The sequence below is a fragment of the Nonomuraea sp. SYSU D8015 genome (genome assembly GCF_008065375.1).
In the GTDB taxonomy this organism is placed as follows: Bacteria; Actinomycetota; Actinomycetes; order Streptosporangiales; family Streptosporangiaceae; genus Nonomuraea.
Genome location: NZ_VJYI01000003.1, coordinates 34,507 through 50,696, shown reverse-complemented (window position 1 = coordinate 50,696; position 16,190 = coordinate 34,507). Strand labels below are relative to the sequence as shown.

The following is a 16,190-nucleotide window of genomic DNA, read 5'->3' as shown; positions in this document are numbered from 1 at the left end:
ACGGTGCCTGCCAGAGCCGTACACGGCAACGAGCGAATCTCCGTCGAGCGCCGGGTGCGCGACCTGCTGGTCAGGAAGGCGGTGCTGCCCGGCGTCGTGGAGTCCGTGGACGCCGACGCGGACCTGTGGGAGCTCGGCATGGAGTCGCTGGCCATGGTCGGCGTCATGGTCGCCGTCGAGGACGAGTTCGGCATCGAGTTCCCCGACGAACGGCTCACCCGGGAGACGTTCCGGTCGCTGTCGATGATCACCGATGCGGTCATGAGCCTGACCGAAGAAGACCGCCCGTGAGGCCGCAGGACGCGACCGGGATCTGCGCGGAGCTGGCCAGAGGTGTGCTGGCCCGGCACGCGGCCGAGGTCGACAGGGACGCGCGCTTCCCCAAGGAGGCGGTGGACGCCCTGCGTGCGCACGGCCTGCTCGCCGCCGCCGCCCCCGCGGAGCGCGGCGGGCTCGGCGCGGACGTGCCCACGCTGGCCCGCATGGCCACGGCCCTGGCGCGCGGCTGCGGAGCCACCGCGATGATCTGGGCGATGCACCAGGTGCAGATCGCCTGCCTGCTCGCCGCGAACGCCGGGGGCGAGCTGGCGGAGGCCGTGACCCGCGTGGTACACGACCAGCTCCTCGTCGCCTCGGCCACCAGCGAGGCCGGCATCGGCGGCGCACTGCGCACCAGCGCCTGCGCGGTCGAGCGCGAGGGCGCCGCCGCGCGCCTGGACAAGCGGGCCACCACCGTCTCGTACGGCGTCGAGGCCGACGCCCTGCTCGTCAGCGCCCGCCGGGGACCCGGCTCACCGCCCGCCGACCAGGTCGCCGTGCTCGTCGACACCGCCGACGCCCACCTGGAGGTGCTGGGCGGCTGGAACCCCCTCGGCATGCGCGGCACGTGCAGCCCCGCGCTGAGGATCCGGGCCGGGTTCGAGCACTGGCGGATCTTGCCGGCGCCGTTCGGCGACCTGGTCGCCCGGGTGATGACCCCGCTGTCTCACGTGCTGTGGTCGGGCGTGTGGTACGGGCTGGCCGCCGAGGCCGCCGACCGGGCCGTGAGCCACACCAGGGCCCGCGGGGACGCCGGCGGGCCGCCGAGCGGGAGCCTGGCCGAGATGCGCTGGCGGCTGGCGGGCCTGGAGGCGCAGCTCGGCGCGGCGGCGGCGGAGACGCAGGACGTCCTGACCGGGGCCGCCGAGCCGACCGTCGCGTTCACGCTGCGGGTCAACTCGCTCAAGCTGGCCGTCTCGCAGAACGCCGTGGACGTCGGGCTGGCCGCCATGCGGGTGTGCGGCATGGCCGGCTACTCGGAGGAGGGCTCTCACTCCGTGGCCCGGCTCCTGCGCGACCTGCTGTCGGCGCCCCTGATGATCAACAACGAGCGGCTGGTGGCCATCGGCTCCCAGCTCGCCCTCGTGGCCAGGGAGCGGTGATGGACCGGACCTGGGCGCACGTGCTGCCGCCCGGCGAGGTCTTCTCACCGGCCAGCGGCGGCTCGCTCGGCACGGTCGCCGCCGACCTCACCCGCGAGCACGCCCGGCACGGCGGGACCACGCTGATCGTCGCCGGCAGCGGCGGGGAGCACACCCCCGCGGGGGTGCGGCTGCTGCCGTACGACAGCCCCGGCGAGGTGCTGAACGAGCACGCGCGGCGCGAGGACGACGAGTCCGCCGCCCGGGGCGAGCGCCGGGCCCACTACGCCGCGTTCGTCAGGCCCGCGCTGGAGGCGCTGCCGACCGGGTTCGCCGGTCCCGTCGTGCTGCACAACGCGGTCGCCGCCGTCCCCGAGCTGCGGCTGCTGCGCCCGCACGCCCGCATCTGCCTCTACCTGCACGCCGACATGTTCCGCTCCTTCCCGGCCGCGGAACGGGCGCGCGTGGTGGCCGAGGCCGACGTGGTGGTGTGCGTGAGCCGGTTCGTGGCCGAACGCTTCCTGGACGGCACCGGCCTGCCGCCGTCGTCCGTCGCGGTCGTCCACAACGGGCACGACCCGGCCAGGTTCCACCCCGCGTCCCGGCCGCAGGGCGAACCGGTCGTGCTCTTCACCGGACGGCTCGCCCCCGAGAAGGGGCCGATGGCGCTCGTGAACGCCTGCGTGGAGCTGGCACGGGCCGGCGCCCGCTTCCGGCTGCGGATCGTGGGCAACGCCGAACTGCACGCCTCGTCGGCGCCGGACCGCTTCGAACGGCAGGTCAAGCACCGCGCCGGCCTGCTGGGGGACCGGGTGGAGTTCTCGCCGTTCGTCGACCGTGCCGCCATCGGGCAGGTGTACCGGGAGGCCGACGTGTTGTGCGTGCCCTCGCTGTGCGAGGACGCCAGCCCGCTCGTCCTCACCGAGGGGCTGGCCAGCGGCCTGGCGTGCCTGGTGAGCGCGCGCGGGGGAGTGCCGGAGGTGGGGCGGGACGCGGTGCGCTACTTCGACTACCGGCGGCCCGGCGACCTGGCCAGGCAACTGGGCCGCCTGATCCGCCGGTCGGAGCTGCGGGCCGAGCTGGGACGGCGGGCGCTGCGCCGGGCCGGCGAGCTGACCTGGGAGAGCCGCTATCGGGTGCTGTGGTCGCGCCTGGCGGAGGCGTCCCGATGAGCGCGCCCGTGCTGGTCGTCTCCGCGCACCTCGACGACGCCGTCCTGTCCTGGGGTGGCACGATCGCCGCGCTGACCCGGCGGGGGACGCGGGTGGTGGTGCTGACCGTGTTCGCCGGGTGCGCGGGCGACCCGCTGCCGCCGTACGCCGAGCAGTACCACACCTGGTGGCGCGCCGCGCTGGCCGATCCCGAGCGGTGCGCCGCTGCGGGCACCGCGGCCGGCGGGATGCGGCTGCGCCGCGAGGAGGACGCCACGGCCTGCGCGGCCCTGGACGCCGAGCCCGCGCACCTGGACTTCGCGGAGGCCCTGTACCGGCGCGGAGCCGGCGGGAGGCCCCGCTGCGCCGCAGGGGACGACCTGTTCTCGCCGCCGGGGCCGGACGACCTCGTGCTGGAGAAGGCCGTCGCCGCCGAACTGCGCGACTGGATCGACCGGTTGAGACCGTACGAGGTGCACGCGCCCGCGGCGGTCGGCGGCCATCTGGACCACGTGCTGACCGCCCGCGCCTGCGCGGCCGTGCTGCGCGCGAGCGCCGGCGGGCCACGGGCCCGCTGGTACGAGGACCTCCCGTACGCCCTCGAACCCCCCGAGCACGTCCACGCCCCGGCGGCCGTCTCGCCCCTGACGGGCGGCGACTGGGAACGCAAGATCGAGGCCGCCGCCGCGTACCGGTCGCAGCACCCCATGCTCTGGGACGACGACTGGCCTGACGTGCTGCTCGCCCACGCCCGCGCGGCCGGCGGCGGAACCCCCGCCGAACGTCACTGGCACACCGCCCCCGGCCCGAACGGAGATCATTGACATGCCCGACCAGCCCGTTGATACCATCCTGCCCGTCTCCGGAGCCGGAGGTCACATGGCCGTCGCCCCGCACGCACCGTCCGTCCGATCGTTCGACGTCTCAGCCCCCCAGGACACGTGGCTGGACGCGGCGGGCCAGGCCCTGGCCGCAGACGGCGCGGTGCTGCTCACCGGCACCGGCCTGGCCGGCCGGGCCCGCGAGGTCGGCGAGCGGATGCTCGCGGAGGTCCCCCTGCTGGTGGCGCACCACGACGCCCTCATGGCCTACGACGACGGCCACATGCGCCACCGCCCGCCCGGCGGAGGCGAGGGGCACGTGGCGGCCTTCCTCGGCCACCCGGCCGTGCTCGCCCTGTGCGGCGGAGCGCTCCCCGGGCCGCGCGTGATCAGCTACCACGGGCACACCGTGCTCCCCGGCTCCAGCCCGCAACCGGTCCACGCCGACTGGGAGCCGCTGTGGCCGCAGGGCGGCCATCCGCCGTTCATGCTGGCCGTCAACATCGCGCTGGTCGACACCGGCGAGCACAACGGCAGCATCGAGGTCTGGCCGGGCACGCACCAGCTCGCCTCCCAGGACGTCTACCGGCCGGGCTCCCTCTGTGTGCGCGAGGACCTCCTGGAGGAACGGCGCCACTCCCGGCCGCCCGAGCGCGTCGCGATGCGGCCAGGAGAGGTGCTGGTACGCGACGTGCGCCTGTGGCACCGGGGCACCCGGAACACCTCCGGCACCGCCCGCCCGATGTTGTGGCTGCTGCTGGCCGCCCCGTGGCTGCGCGCCGAGCCGTCGGTGCTCCTGGAGGCCGATGTGCGCGACGCCGTGGAGGAGCTGCCCGTCGAGGTGGCAGCCGAGTACGTCGGCCATCCGGTCGGCGCCCTGTCCGAAGGGGAGGCCCGATGACCGGCCCGCTGTCGTCCCCGTCCCGCCCGCTCTCCCAGGGAGGCCGCTTGTCGCCCGACGTCCGCCTGATCACCGAGCGGGACATCGAAGAGGTGCTCGTGCTGTGGGGGTCGAACGCCGGAGAGCACGTGCCCCTGCTCTCCTACGACCGGTGGGGGCCGGGCGTGGCGGTGCCCGCCAGGCCGGAGGTGACGGAGGTGGAGGCGTTCACCCGCGACCCTCTCGACGGCACCCGCGACCTGCTGCGCGCCGCGCTCACCGACGAGCTGTCGTTCTGCCTGGTGGCCGACACCGGGCACGAGCTGGCCGGGTTCCTCACCGGGGAGATCCACACCCAGTCCGTCAACGACTTCCGCATCGGCTCCATCCGCGAGCTGTACGTCCGCCCGGAGGACCGGCGCCGCGGCATCGGCTCGGCCCTGGTGGAGGGCGCGATCGCGGAGTTCAGGCGGCGGCGGGCGCGCATGTTCCGCGCCGAGGTCAACCCCGACTGGAAGGACGGCATGGCGTTCTGGCGGACACGCGGCGCGTGGCTGCAGGACGCGGTGGTGTTCAACCACTACGAGTGATCGCCCACCCATCCGCGACACGCCAGGGAGCATGATGAGCCTGCAGAACGACGGCGTCACCGTGGTCGCCGAGGACTCCACCCCGATCGCCGGCGACCCGGACGCGCTGCGGAGGCGCCTGCGCGAGGACGGCATGCTGCTGTTCAGAGGCCTGCTGCCGCAGTCACGCCTGACCGAGCTGCGCGCCCGCTTCACCGAGGTGCTGCGCCGCCACGACTGGCTCGACGGCGACGCCTCCGACGCCGAGCCGCGTCCGGCCGCCAACCGCCGCGACGGCAGCCCCCGTTGGTGGCGCATGTACGAGGACCTGCAGCGGGTGGAGCTGATGCACGAACTGTCGCACGCGCCGCAGCTCGTCCAGGTGATGAAGGCCATCCTCGGCAAGCACCTGCTGAACCACACCCGGCGCCAGGTCAGCCTGGTTCATCCCGGCTTCTGGATCCCGCCCCACCAGGAGCACACCTACGTCCAGGGCACCCCGGACGTGCTGACCGCATGGGCGCCGTTCACTGCGTTCCCCGCCGACGGCGGCACGCTCCGCGTGCTGCGGGAGCGCTCGGTGCCGGGGGTGCGCCCGCTGACCGTGCTGGACACGGGCGGGGTGCAGGCCGTGGTCGAGCCCGGCGACGGCGAGTGGTGGCGGGCCCCCGACCTCGGGCCCGGCGACGTGGTCGTGGTGCACGCGCTGGCGACGCGGGAGGTCGAGGAGAACCTGTCGCCGTACCTGCGCGGCGCCGTGGAGTACCGCTACCAGTCCGCCCGCGAGCCGGTCTGCTTCGCCTCGCTGCGCCCGCATCACTATCCCCGGGTGCCCGGCTGGGACGAGCTGGCCGCGGGCTGGGCGCAGAGGCGCTGGCTGCGGGTCCCGCTGCGGGTGCGGCAGGTGGACTTCCTCCTGCCCGAACGGCAGGAGAGCTGGCACGAGCTCCTTCCGCGCCCGGCCTCGCGGCTGCTCGACGTGGAGCCCGGCCGCACGTGACCTCGACCCGCCGGCCCAAGACCGGGGGCGGGGCCGGCGCTGCCAGGGTGGCGATCCGGCTCTGCTTCGAAGCCTCACCCCGGCTGCTGGCGCTGGTGCTGCTGCTGTCCACGGCCGTGTCCACGCTGCCCGCCGCCCTCCTGCTCATCGTGCGGGAGATCGTCGAGGCGTTCACGCGCGGCCAGGACGGCCGGGCGACGACGTGGATCCTGGTGCTGGGCGGGCTGACCGCGCTGCGGGTCGCGCTCGCGGCGCTGCTGTCGGTGCGCCGCGAGGAGCTGACCGAGCTGGTCGGCATCACCGCCGAGCAGCGCCTGCTGCGGGTCACCGGCTTCGCCCCGCTGAGCCGCTTCGACGACCCCGCCTGGTACGACTCCGTCGCGCGGGCCCACGACGGCGTCACCTGGCGGCCGGCGGCCATCGCCGGGATCCTCATCGAGTTCTGCGGCCAGATCGTCTCGCTGGCCGGCATGGTAGGCGTGCTGGCCGTCCTCGACCTGCGGCTCATCGGGCTCGCCCTGCTGGCCGGCGTGCCGCTGCTCGTCCAGCGGCGGCTGGAGGCCAGGGCCGTCTACCTCGCGCGACGGGGCACCACCGAGCTGGAACGCCGCCGCGACTACCTCACCGAACTGCTCGTCCGCCACGACCTGGCCAAGGACGTGCGCAGCTACGGCCTGGCCACGCCGTTCACGCGCATGCACGACGACGTCAGCCGCCGCGCGCTGCGGGCCGTCGTCGCGGCCGGCCGGCACAACGTCGGCCGCGGGCTGGTCGCGGGCGTGCTGAGCGCCGTGTGCCTGGTGGTGGCCTACTACCTCGCCGCCGGCCAGGCGTCGTCGGGCGCGCTGACCGCGGCCGAGCTGTTCCTGGTGTTCACCGCCTTCAGCACGCTGGTCAACAGCACGGTGGACCTGTTCACGATCGTGGTGGACATCGAGGAGCACGCCGCCTACCTCACCGACTTCGTCGCGCTGGCGTACGGGGCGCCGCCCGCGCAGCGGCCCTCCGCGGCCCTGCCCGCGCCTCCCGGCCGGGTCCCCAGGGTCGAGTTCCAGGACGTCGGGTACGCCTACGGCGGCGGCCCTCCGGTGCTGCGCGAGGTGTCGTTCACGCTGCTGCCCGGGGAGTTCGCCGTGCTCGTGGGGCGCAACGGGGCGGGCAAGTCGACGCTCGTCAAGCTGCTGCTCGGGCTGCTCGACCCGGTCCGCGGGCGGATCCTGGTCGACGGGAGCGACCTGGCGGAGCTCGACCCGGCGCGCCTGCGGGAGCTGATCGGCGTGCTCTACCAGGAGTACGGGCGCTACGAGTTCACCGTGGCCGAGTCGGTCCGGCTCGGCCGGGCGGACCTGCCGCTGGACCGCGACCGGCTCGCCTTCGCGCTGCGGGCCGGCGGCCTGGACGGGCTCGTCGAACGGCTGCCGCACGGCGTCGACAGCCCGGTCGGCCGGATGTTCCCCGGGGCCCGCGACCTGTCCGGCGGGCAGTGGCAGCGGCTGGCGCTGGCCAGGGTGCTCTACCGCGACGCGCCCGTGTGGGTGCTGGACGAGCCCACGGCGGCGCTCGACGTGCAGGCCGAGGCTGCCTTGATCCAGCGGCTGCGGGCCGAGCGCGGGCGGCGGACCGTGCTGCTGATCACCCATCGGCTGGAGACGGCCCAGACCGCCGACCGGGTGCTCGTGCTGGAGGACGGGGCCCTGGTGGAGCACGGCTCCCACGAGGAGCTGATCGCGCGGGGCGGCAGCTACGCCCGGCTGTGCGCCGAGTACGCCGCCCGCTCGGCCCCGTGACCAGGCTGCCTGTGACCTTTCCGGGCCGCTAGCCGGCGGCCTTGCGCTGGGCCGTGGCGGCCAGGAATTCCAGCACGCAGCGGTTGGCCACCAGCGCGGTGACGTCGGCGTGGTCGTAGGGCGGCGCGACCTCCACGACGTCCATGCCGACGACGTCGGTGTTGCGGACCAGGTCGCGGATGCCCGCCAGCAGTTCCCTGCTGGTCAGACCGCCGGGCTCGGGGGTGCCGGTGCCGGGCGCGTACGAGGGGTCGAGCACGTCGATGTCGATGGAGAGGTAGACCTTGCCCGTGGCCGTGGAGATCACCTGCTGGACGATGTCCCTCAGGCCGGTCTCCTCCACGTCCATCATGGTCCAGTGCTCGACGCCGTTCTCCGCGGCCCAGGCGAAGGTCTCCCTGGACGGGCCGTAGCCGCGCAGCCCGATCTGGAACACCTGGTTGGTCAGCCCCTCCTCGATCACCCGCCGGACGGCCGTGGCGTGGGTGAGCAGGTGTTCGGGGCCGCCGTCCCAGGTGTCGGCATGGGCGTCCCAGTGGACGAAGCTGACCGGCCCGTGGGCGTCCGCCACGGCCCTCAGCACCGGCAGCAGCACCGAGTGGTCGCCGCCGAGCACGACCACCCGCTCGGTCACGGACATGAGCTCGCGCACCCACTTCTCGGCGGCGTCCAGGTTGCGCTCGTGCTGGCCGGGGGTGACGGGCACGTCGCCCACGTCGACGATGCGCAGGTACTCGAAGATCTCGGTCTCGAGCCCGACGTGGTAGAGGTTGCCGGCGATGAGGGCGGAGGCCCCGCGGATGGCCTCGGGGCCGAAGCGCGCGCCCGGCCGCCCGCCGGTGCCGGAGTCGATCGGCACGCCCAGGACGACCACGTCGCTCGGACGCCCTTGGAACCGGCCATCATTTGACGCGGGAATGTCATGAAACGTTCGAGCGGGCACTCATGTCCCCAATCGCGCACTTGTCTCTTTGGTTATCGGTGGGCAGCATAGGTCAAAGATCGCGCGCACGACACCGTCCGTCGGACGTGGCCATAAGGGGAATTCTCATCTCTCGTTCGATATTTGGGGAAATATCCGGCCGCTGGGCCGGGGAATGGGCGCGGCCGATCCGCAAGGCGTACCGCGACGGCACCGATCGGGCGGTGAGCCCGGCCGCGACGCTCGACCGCGTGTCACCGACGATGGCCACGGCCGGCATCACCCGGGTGGCGAACGTCACCGGCATGGACCGCATCGGGATCCCCGTCTGGTGCGCGATCCGCCCCGCCTCGCGCAGCCTGACCGTCTCGCAGGGCAAGGGCGTCAACGCCGACGCCGCACGGGTGTCGGCGATCATGGAGTCGCTCGAACTCTGGCACGCCGAGACCCACCACCTCCCGCTCCGCTACGACACCTACCGCGCGCTGTCGGCCGGCGGCGAGGCCGTGCTCGACCCCATGACGCTGGTCCGGTGCCCCTGCAGCGAATACACCCCCGACCGGGCCATGCGCTGGACCCGCGGCTGGGACCTGATCGCGGCCGCGCCGGTATGGGTGCCGTACGAGGCGGTCCACTGCGACTGGCGGGTGCCGATCGCGCCCGGCGACCACGCCGTGCAGAACGGCTCCAACGGCCTGGCCTCCGGCAACAGCCTCATCGAGGCCGCCGTCCACGCCCTGTGCGAACTCGTCGAGCGCGACGCCATCGTCGCCGCCCAGGACGCCGGCGACCTGCTCGCCCCGGAACGGCTGGTGAGGCCCGAGTCGATCGCCGACGCCGGCTGCCTGGACCTGCTCGACCGCTTCCGCCGGGCCGGGATCCACGTCCTGGTCTGGGACCTGACCTCGCAGGTCGGCGTGCCCGTCTTCAACTGCCTGGCGGTGGAGACCGACACGCCCTGGTACCACCCGCTGCCCCAGACCCAGGGCTCCGGCTGCCACCCCCGCCGCGCCATCGCGCTGTCGCGCGCGCTCACCGAGGCGGCGCAGGCCAGGGCCACCGTGATCGTCGGATCCCGCGACGACATCGGCCGCGACCGGCAGAGCTGGTACTTCGACCCGGAGCAGCGGCGCGCCGTCGCCGACGGGCTGAGCGGCCGGCCCGCGCGCGACTACGCGCAGGCGCCCGACGTCGACCACCCGACGATCAACGAGGACCTGGAGTGGCTGGTGGCCCGGCTGGCGGCCACGGGCGCGACCTCGGCCGCCGTCGTCGACCTGACGATCGAGGGCCTGGGCCTGCCGGTGGTCAAGGCGGTCGTACCGGGACTGCGGTGGCGGCCATGGGAAGAGTGAGCGCGCCCGCCTCGCGCCCGCCGGTGGTGTTCCTGGGGCCCACGCTGCCGGTCGAGCAGGCCGCGCGCATCCTGCCCGCCGACTACCGGCCGCCCGCCGAGCTGGGCAGCGTCTACCGCGCGGCCCGCGAGCGTCCTCCGGCCATCGGGATCGTGGACGGCTACTTCGAGCGTGTCCCCGCCGTCTGGCACAAGGAGATCCTGTACGCCCTCTCACTCGGCATCAGGGTGTACGGGGCCTCCAGCATGGGCGCGCTGCGGGCCGCCGAACTGGCCGCGTTCGGCATGATCCCCGTGGGGGAGGTGGCCGAGCAGTACCGCCTCGGCCTGCTGACCGACGACGACGAGGTGGCGGTCGTGCACGCCCCGGCGCAGGGCGGGTACAGGCCGCTGTCGGAGCCCATGGTCAACATCAGGGCGACGCTTGCGGCGGCCGTGCGGGAGTCGGTGATCGGCGAGGACCTCGCGGCGGCGCTGACGACCCGGGCCAAGGGCCTGCACTACCCCCATCGGGATTGGGCCGCGCTGCTCGACGGCGACGTCCTCGCCGGTCCCGGGGCCGCAGGACAGCTCGCCCGGCTGCGTACGTGGCTGTCCGCGGGCGCGGTGGACCAGAAGGCGCTGGACGCCGAGCGGTTGCTGACCGAGATGCGACGCTGGCTCGAGGCCGGCGGGGACGCGCCCGCGACGCCGCTCCGGCCGTTCGAGCAGACGGAGAACTGGCGACAGCTCGTCGTCGGCGACCCGCCGCGGGAGGAGGCCGGCAGTGAGGGAGGACGGTCCGCGACCCGCGGCCGGGGACGAGAGGAGTCCGGGGCAGTGAACGGTGACGGCAGCCCGGTGGTCAGCGACAGGCCGGAGGAGGGCGTGCCGCCCAGGTCCGCCGGGACGGCGCTTCGCGCGGCCGAGGTGCCGCGACGCCATGTCTCCGACTTCGCCGGCGTGCGCGAGCTCGAACGCGGACGCCGGCCGTTCCTCATCGAGGGCGCCCTGGACGGCTGGCCCGCGCTCGACCGCTGGAACCCCTCCTACCTGCGCGAGAAGGTCGGCGGGACGCGGGTGCCCGTCGAGTTCTACCCCTCAGGCTCCTACTACGGCGGCTGGGTGCAGACGCCGCTGCGCATGGACCGCTACCTCGACATCCTCACCTCGCCAGGGGAGGCGGAACGCTGCTACCTCGCCCAGGTGCCGCTCCTGGACCTGCTGCCGGAGCTGGCGGACGACCTGTCGGTGCCCGGCTGCCTGGCCGGGGCGCCGGAACTGGGCCTGGCGTTGTTCCTGGGGCGTGACACGGTGACCGCGCTGCATTACCACAGCAACGAGCAGGCCCTGCTGTGTCAGGTGAGCGGGGCCAAGGACGTGCTGCTGTATCCGCCTCAGGACCACCGGTACCTGAATTTCCACCCCTGGTATTCGTACCGGTACAACTTCAGCCGGATTGATTTCTCCGCCGTGCCCGACGGGCCGGGCTCGCCATTGCGGCGTGCCAGGCCGCTGCGGTGCACCGTACGCGCGGGTGAGGCCCTTTACATACCCCTTTACTGGGGGCATTTGGTGGAGGGGCCGGGGACCACCTCGTCGGTGACGTTCTTCTGGCGGCCCACGGCCGGGGGCACCTGGCACTCGCCGGCCATGCGGTTGCGGGCCGCCGTGGGCGGGGCCGTGCGGCGCCGCTTCGTCAGCCCGGTCAGCGAGGCGTTCAACCGCCGCTTCGGCGTGGGCCACTGACCCGCGCGACCCCCGCCAGCCACCTCTCCAGCACCGCCAGCCGCTCCAGCGCCGCCGCCTCCACCGGCACGCCGTCCCCGGCCAGCAGCCCGAGCTCCCGGCAGAGCGCGAACTCGCCCGCGTCCGGGAGCTGGGGGAGAGGCGGCGCTGTGCGGAGCGCGTCGCGGGCGGCCCGAGGCACCAGCGAGACGATCAGCCCATGACGCCGCAGCTCGGGCGTGGGCAGGCGGGCGTCGTAGCGGGCGGCCGCGGGCAGCCGGAGCGCCCATGCGGTGAACTCCGGATCGAGGAACGGTGCCGTGCGCGGCACCGGCGCGGCGGCTGCGACCTCGGCGGGCAACGGCCCGGAGAAGCGCATCATGCGGGCCAGCACGTACGCGCGCACCGGGTCGGAGTCCGCGGCCAGGCACTCCACCAGCCCGCGGATCCAGTCCGCCGTCCACGCCTCCACGTGCGGGCGCAGCGCGGGGGCCAGTGCACCGGGCGCCTTGCCCATCGCCGCCGCGAACGGCGCCAGAGCCACGTGCAGGCGGGCCCGCGCCCGGCGCGCCGCCGGCCCCCGGCCCAGCACGGCGATGGCGTCCGCGAGCGTCGCGGCCACCCCCTCCGCCCGCCACCGATCGGCCACCTGCCGCCTGGCGGCCGCCCACCCCGCGGGCCCGGTGGGCAGCGGCGGGGGGCCGGCCTGGAGGAGTTCGTCGCAGCCGTCCGGCGTGAGCAGCACCGTGGCCCCGAGCTGCGCGGCCCTGGCCTCGGCCGCCCGCACCAGCGATGTCCGCCCGAGGTCGGGCGCGACGGGATTCCACGCGTCGCCGGGAATCGGGCCGGCGTCCAGAGGCGTGTGGTGGCCGCCCCAGCCGGGCAGCCGATCGTCCTCGGCCAGGAGGAAGCGGTGGCGGCCACCGAGGAGCGCCATGAACTGCTGCGTCGGGACGGCCGCACTCGCGCCGTGCGGGTCCGGGTGGTCGGCCACCACGACGGTCACCTCAGCGCCCGCCGCCCGCCCCGCCGCGTCCGCCGCCACCAGCAGCGCCGACGCACCCAGGCCGCCGTCATGCAGGACGGCCACGGTCCGATGCGCCCCGATCGCCCGTCGCACGGCTTTCTCCAGCCGCTCCCTCATCTCGCGTGGGTCGGCCGCGCCGCTCCCGGCCGCGCCCTGCGGATGGAGCGCGGCGCGCCCGTTCCCGTCCGGCGGGGCCGAATCCTTCCAGGGAGCCGCGGGGTACACGCCCAGCGCCAGCGACGGGCGGGACAGGTACAACGCCAGCGCGGCCGCGTCGACCGTCCCCGGCGCGCTCACGGGGAGCCGCCCGGCGGCGTGCGGGACGGGCCGGATCATGCCGTCGCCCCGCGGGCCTCGGCGCCGCGCAGCCACAGCTCCACCGCGCTCGCCGTGGCCACCTCGAAGGTGTCCCGGCACTGCCTGCGCCAGTCCGGCCGCAGCAGCCCCAGCTCCACGGCCCGCGAGGGCTCGACCCGCGTCAGCCGCCAATAGCGGGCGTACGACTGCGAGCCGCGCTGCCGGTACGGCGGCAGGACGTCCCCGACCCCCTCCGGGAGCAGGTCGGCGACCAGCCGTTTCCTGCGCAGATACTCGTTGTCGTACGCCGCCGAGTACCGGACGGTCAGCGGCAGGTGGAAGGCGTACTCGGCGAAGGCCGGATCGTAGTACGGCGCCGCCTCGGGCAGCTCGGTGGCGGGCACCACGACGTCGTACGGGAAGGTCCGGTGGATCATCAGCGCCTCCGCCCATGACGCGCCAGTCCCGGCGGCCACCCGCGCCGCCTCCCGCCGGTAGTCCTCCTCCCACGCGCGCGCCTGCTCGTGCACCTCGTCGGTCAGCAGGGGCGAACCGTGTTCCCGCACCCGGCTCGGCCACGCGGTCGGCCAGTAGAGCGCGGAGGAGATCCGGCGGTTCAGCCGCCCGGCCAGCACCGCCGTCAGCTCCCGCAGCGCGGGCCCGCCGCCCGCCGAGGCGTCCTTGAGGTACGCGGACAGGTTGCCGAGCTCGCCCTGGCCGAGCAGCCGCGCGGCCAGGTAGCCGGGGACCTCCAGCAGCTGGTCGGCGCCGCTGCCGTGGAGCAGGACCTCCGCTCCGGCCTCGGCCGCGAGCTCGGCCATCCCGCGGTGCAGCCGGGGGAAGCCGTCGAAGCGGGGCCCGTGCTCGCACCACTGCGGCTCCGGCCAGCGCCGGGGGGCCGGGTCGACCCGCAGATGGGGGCAGCGCAGCCCCAGGAACTCCAGCAGCCTGTCCACGACCGTCTTGGGGCGGCGGCCCCGGTCGTCCGGGATGTCCATGGTGACGGCCAGGAGCCGCCGGTCGGTGCGGCGGCAGACGCGGGCGGTGACGGCGAGCAGGGCGGCGGAGTCGAGGCCGCCCGAGGTGGCGACGGCCACGTGTCCCCGGTCGCCGATCGCCCGCTCGACCGCGGCTTCGAGGCGGTCGCGCAGCTCGCCGGGGCGGGCGTGGCCGCGGGGCCGGGGCGGCGCGTATCTGACGCGCTCCAGCCCCGTCCACGGCGCCGCGGGGAACAGGTCGGTGCTCAGCGCGGGCCACGTGAACCAGGTGGCCAGCGCGGCGAGGGAGTAGACGCCGCCTGCGGCAGGCGGGCTCGCGGGCCGTCCTGTGCCGCTCTCCCGGTAGACGGGACCGGTCCTGAACGGGGCGAGCCGGTCGGGGGCGGCGGTGTAGCGGAAGGACGGCGCGTCGACGCCGTCCGGGACGGGAACGTGCTGTTGCACGCCGATGGGGGTCTGGGGGGCGGTCATGTGCGCCTCTCTGCGAGGTGGAACGCGAGCTGCCGCCCCACCACCCGGGCGAGCCGGATCCGGTTGGCGGGGCGGGTGATGCCGTGGCCCTCGCCGGAGAACACCAGGCAGTGGTGCGGGTGGCGATGCTCGGCGAGGGCGGCGGCCATGGTGGTGGCGTGCGTCCAGGGGACCAGGGGGTCGTCGCGGCCGTGCACGAGCAGCACCGGTGTGTGGCAGGCCGCGGCGTGGGTGAGGGGCGAGCGGTCGCGGAGCCGGTCGGCGTCGGTGTCCGGGTCGCCGACGCGGTACAGGAAGTGCGCCCGCTCGTGGTGCGACGACCGCTGCACGTGCCGCAGGAACGCCACCAGGTCGGTGGGGGCGCAGACGGCCACGGCCAGCGCGAACGCCTTCGGCCTGGCGGTCGCGGCCATGAGCGCGGCGTACCCGCCGTACGACTGCCCCATGACGGCCAGCCGGTCCGGGTCGGCGTGCCCTTCGGCGACCGCCCAGCGCACCGCGTCCTCCAGGTCGTCGTGCATCCTGCCGCCCCACTCGGCACGGCCGAGGTCCAGGAAGCGGGTGCCGTACCCCTCCGAGCCGCGGAAGTTGACCCGCAGGGACGCGTAGCCGAGCTCGGCCAGCCACTGCGCCTGCGGGGACAGGCCCCAGGTGTCACGCGACCACGGCCCGCCGTGCACCAGCAGCACGGTCGGGTACGGCGGCGCGAGGCCGGGCGGCGTGACGAGGTAGCCGTCGAGCACGAGCCCGTCGCGCGCGGGAACGGCCACGGCGACGGTGGACGCGAGGCGCCGGTCCGCGGGGGCGATCCGGGCGGTCAGGGAGGCGAGGAGGCCCGGCTTGGGCGTGAGGCGGCGGGTGGTGCCCGTGGCGCGGTCCCAGAGCAGGTGGCGGGGGAGGGACTCGCCGTTGTCGAGGCGTACGAGCCAGGCCGCGTTGTCGCGGGTCAGACCCACCAGCTCCAGCTCGCCCGGGTGGCGGGCGGCCAGGGCGGCCAGGTCCTCGGTCAGCTCGGGGTCGAGGGCGCGGAGGCGCTGGCGGGAGGCCGACACCAGCGCGAGCTGCGGGGTCCGCGTCGCTGGGTGCAGGATGACGTCCAGGTCGTGCTCGCCGTCTTCGAGCACGGTGCGCACCGCGCCGGAGCGCAGGTCCAGCAGGCGCAGCCCGAGGAAGCCGCCGCGGCAGGGGGCGGACAGGTAGAGGCCGTGGCCGTCCGCCGTGACGTCGACCGGGTGGGTGACCAGGGAGCCGGGCGGGCCCGAGCGCCACACCTCACGCCAGGCGTCCGTCCCGTCGGCCGGCGCGTACACCACGAGGGAACCGTCACCGGCGCGGGCGGTGGCCGCGACCGGCCGGTCGCGGGCGTCGCTGAACAGGCGGCCGGCCGCCGTGGCCGCCGCCACCGGGCGGGCCGGACCATCGGGGGAGGCCAGGACGTACCAGGCCGGCCGCCCGTCCGCGCCGGTGCCGCCCAGCAGCAGGGTCCGCAGCCGCGGCTGGTCGCGGTCCACGATGTGGATCCCGTCGAGCCCCTCCGGGGTGAGGTCGGTCCTCCGCCCGGTCGCCTCCTCGTACGCGATCACCCGGCCGGACACGACCGCGATCAGGGCGCCACCCCCGGGCCACCAGGCGTGGTCCGTCACCTGCCCACGGCCGAGCGGGACCCGGCGCGTGCCGCTCCCGTGCCGCCAGACGAGCAGACCAGGCTCCCGCTCGCGCTGCCAGCTCACCGCCCGCCCGTCGGGGGAGAGGGCGAGGTGGACGGCCGGTTCGGCGCCGAACCACCTGCGTGCCGCCCCGCGCATG

General features: G+C 75.1%; 14 protein-coding genes. 10 read left to right on the top strand and 4 right to left on the bottom strand.

Going from position 1 to position 16,190, the window contains the following annotated elements:
* The first annotated feature begins 3 nt into the window (after window positions 1-3).
* The 8 genes from ID574_RS15690 to ID574_RS15655 are packed head-to-tail and all read left to right on the top strand — an operon-like array spanning window position 4 to window position 7,608.
* Window positions 4-291, top strand: coding sequence for an acyl carrier protein (locus ID574_RS15690; RefSeq protein ID WP_223166726.1), 288 nt, complete (start codon window positions 4-6; stop codon window positions 289-291).
* Window positions 288-1,421: an acyl-CoA dehydrogenase family protein gene (locus tag ID574_RS15685; protein WP_188189640.1), complete on the top strand. Its 1,134-nt coding sequence runs from the start codon at window positions 288-290 to the stop codon at window positions 1,419-1,421. The genes ID574_RS15690 and ID574_RS15685 overlap by 4 nt, the downstream gene beginning before the upstream one ends.
* Window positions 1,421-2,572, top strand: coding sequence for a glycosyltransferase family 4 protein (locus tag ID574_RS15680; RefSeq protein WP_188189639.1), 1,152 nt, complete (start codon window positions 1,421-1,423; stop codon window positions 2,570-2,572). The genes ID574_RS15685 and ID574_RS15680 overlap by 1 nt, the downstream gene beginning before the upstream one ends.
* Complete coding sequence (locus ID574_RS15675; RefSeq protein WP_188189638.1) at window positions 2,569-3,375, top strand: PIG-L deacetylase family protein; 807 nt, start codon at window positions 2,569-2,571, stop codon at window positions 3,373-3,375. Before ID574_RS15680 ends, ID574_RS15675 begins: the two co-directional genes overlap by 4 nt.
* A gap of 1 nt (window position 3,376) precedes the next feature.
* The gene (locus tag ID574_RS15670) at window positions 3,377-4,273 is read left to right on the top strand and encodes a phytanoyl-CoA dioxygenase family protein (RefSeq protein WP_188189637.1); all 897 of its coding nucleotides are present in this window, start codon (window positions 3,377-3,379) and stop codon (window positions 4,271-4,273) included.
* The gene (locus ID574_RS15665; protein ID WP_188189636.1) at window positions 4,270-4,842 is read left to right on the top strand and encodes a GNAT family N-acetyltransferase; all 573 of its coding nucleotides are present in this window, start codon (window positions 4,270-4,272) and stop codon (window positions 4,840-4,842) included. Before ID574_RS15670 ends, ID574_RS15665 begins: the two co-directional genes overlap by 4 nt.
* A gap of 31 nt (window positions 4,843-4,873) precedes the next feature.
* Entirely contained in the window at window positions 4,874-5,821 is a 948-nt protein-coding gene (locus tag ID574_RS15660; RefSeq protein ID WP_188189635.1) for a phytanoyl-CoA dioxygenase family protein, read from the top strand.
* Window positions 5,818-7,608 (top strand): ABC transporter ATP-binding protein, encoded by a 1,791-nt coding sequence (locus ID574_RS15655; RefSeq protein ID WP_188189634.1) that lies wholly within the window; start codon window positions 5,818-5,820, stop codon window positions 7,606-7,608. The genes ID574_RS15660 and ID574_RS15655 overlap by 4 nt, the downstream gene beginning before the upstream one ends.
* A 28-nt stretch (window positions 7,609-7,636) precedes the next feature.
* On the opposite strand, the gene speB is transcribed toward ID574_RS15655, so the two are convergent.
* A complete protein-coding gene (gene speB / locus ID574_RS15650) occupies window positions 7,637-8,482 on the bottom strand; it encodes an agmatinase (RefSeq protein ID WP_188189633.1) in 846 nt (281 codons plus the stop codon).
* Window positions 8,483-8,754: 272 nt separating this feature from the next.
* On the opposite strand from speB, the gene ID574_RS15645 reads away from it, so the two are divergent.
* Both ID574_RS15645 and ID574_RS15640 read left to right on the top strand, forming a co-directional pair.
* A complete protein-coding gene (locus ID574_RS15645; protein WP_188189632.1) occupies window positions 8,755-9,885 on the top strand; it encodes a YcaO-like family protein in 1,131 nt (376 codons plus the stop codon).
* On the top strand, window positions 9,873-11,612 hold the full coding sequence (locus ID574_RS15640; protein ID WP_188189631.1) for a TfuA-like protein: 1,740 nt from the start codon (window positions 9,873-9,875) through the stop codon (window positions 11,610-11,612). Before ID574_RS15645 ends, ID574_RS15640 begins: the two co-directional genes overlap by 13 nt.
* On the opposite strand, the gene ID574_RS15635 is transcribed toward ID574_RS15640, so the two are convergent.
* The 3 genes from ID574_RS15635 to ID574_RS15625 are packed head-to-tail and all read right to left on the bottom strand — an operon-like array spanning window position 11,584 to window position 16,189.
* The gene (locus ID574_RS15635; RefSeq protein WP_188189630.1) at window positions 11,584-12,954 is read right to left on the bottom strand and encodes a hypothetical protein; all 1,371 of its coding nucleotides are present in this window, start codon (window positions 12,952-12,954) and stop codon (window positions 11,584-11,586) included. The two genes, ID574_RS15640 and ID574_RS15635, sit on opposite strands and share 29 nt — an antisense overlap.
* Complete coding sequence (locus tag ID574_RS15630; protein ID WP_188189629.1) at window positions 12,951-14,384, bottom strand: asparagine synthase-related protein; 1,434 nt, start codon at window positions 14,382-14,384, stop codon at window positions 12,951-12,953. Before ID574_RS15630 ends, ID574_RS15635 begins: the two co-directional genes overlap by 4 nt.
* Window positions 14,381-16,189 (bottom strand): S9 family peptidase, encoded by a 1,809-nt coding sequence (locus ID574_RS15625; RefSeq protein ID WP_188189628.1) that lies wholly within the window; start codon window positions 16,187-16,189, stop codon window positions 14,381-14,383. Before ID574_RS15625 ends, ID574_RS15630 begins: the two co-directional genes overlap by 4 nt.
* Window position 16,190: the final 1 nt, after the last annotated feature.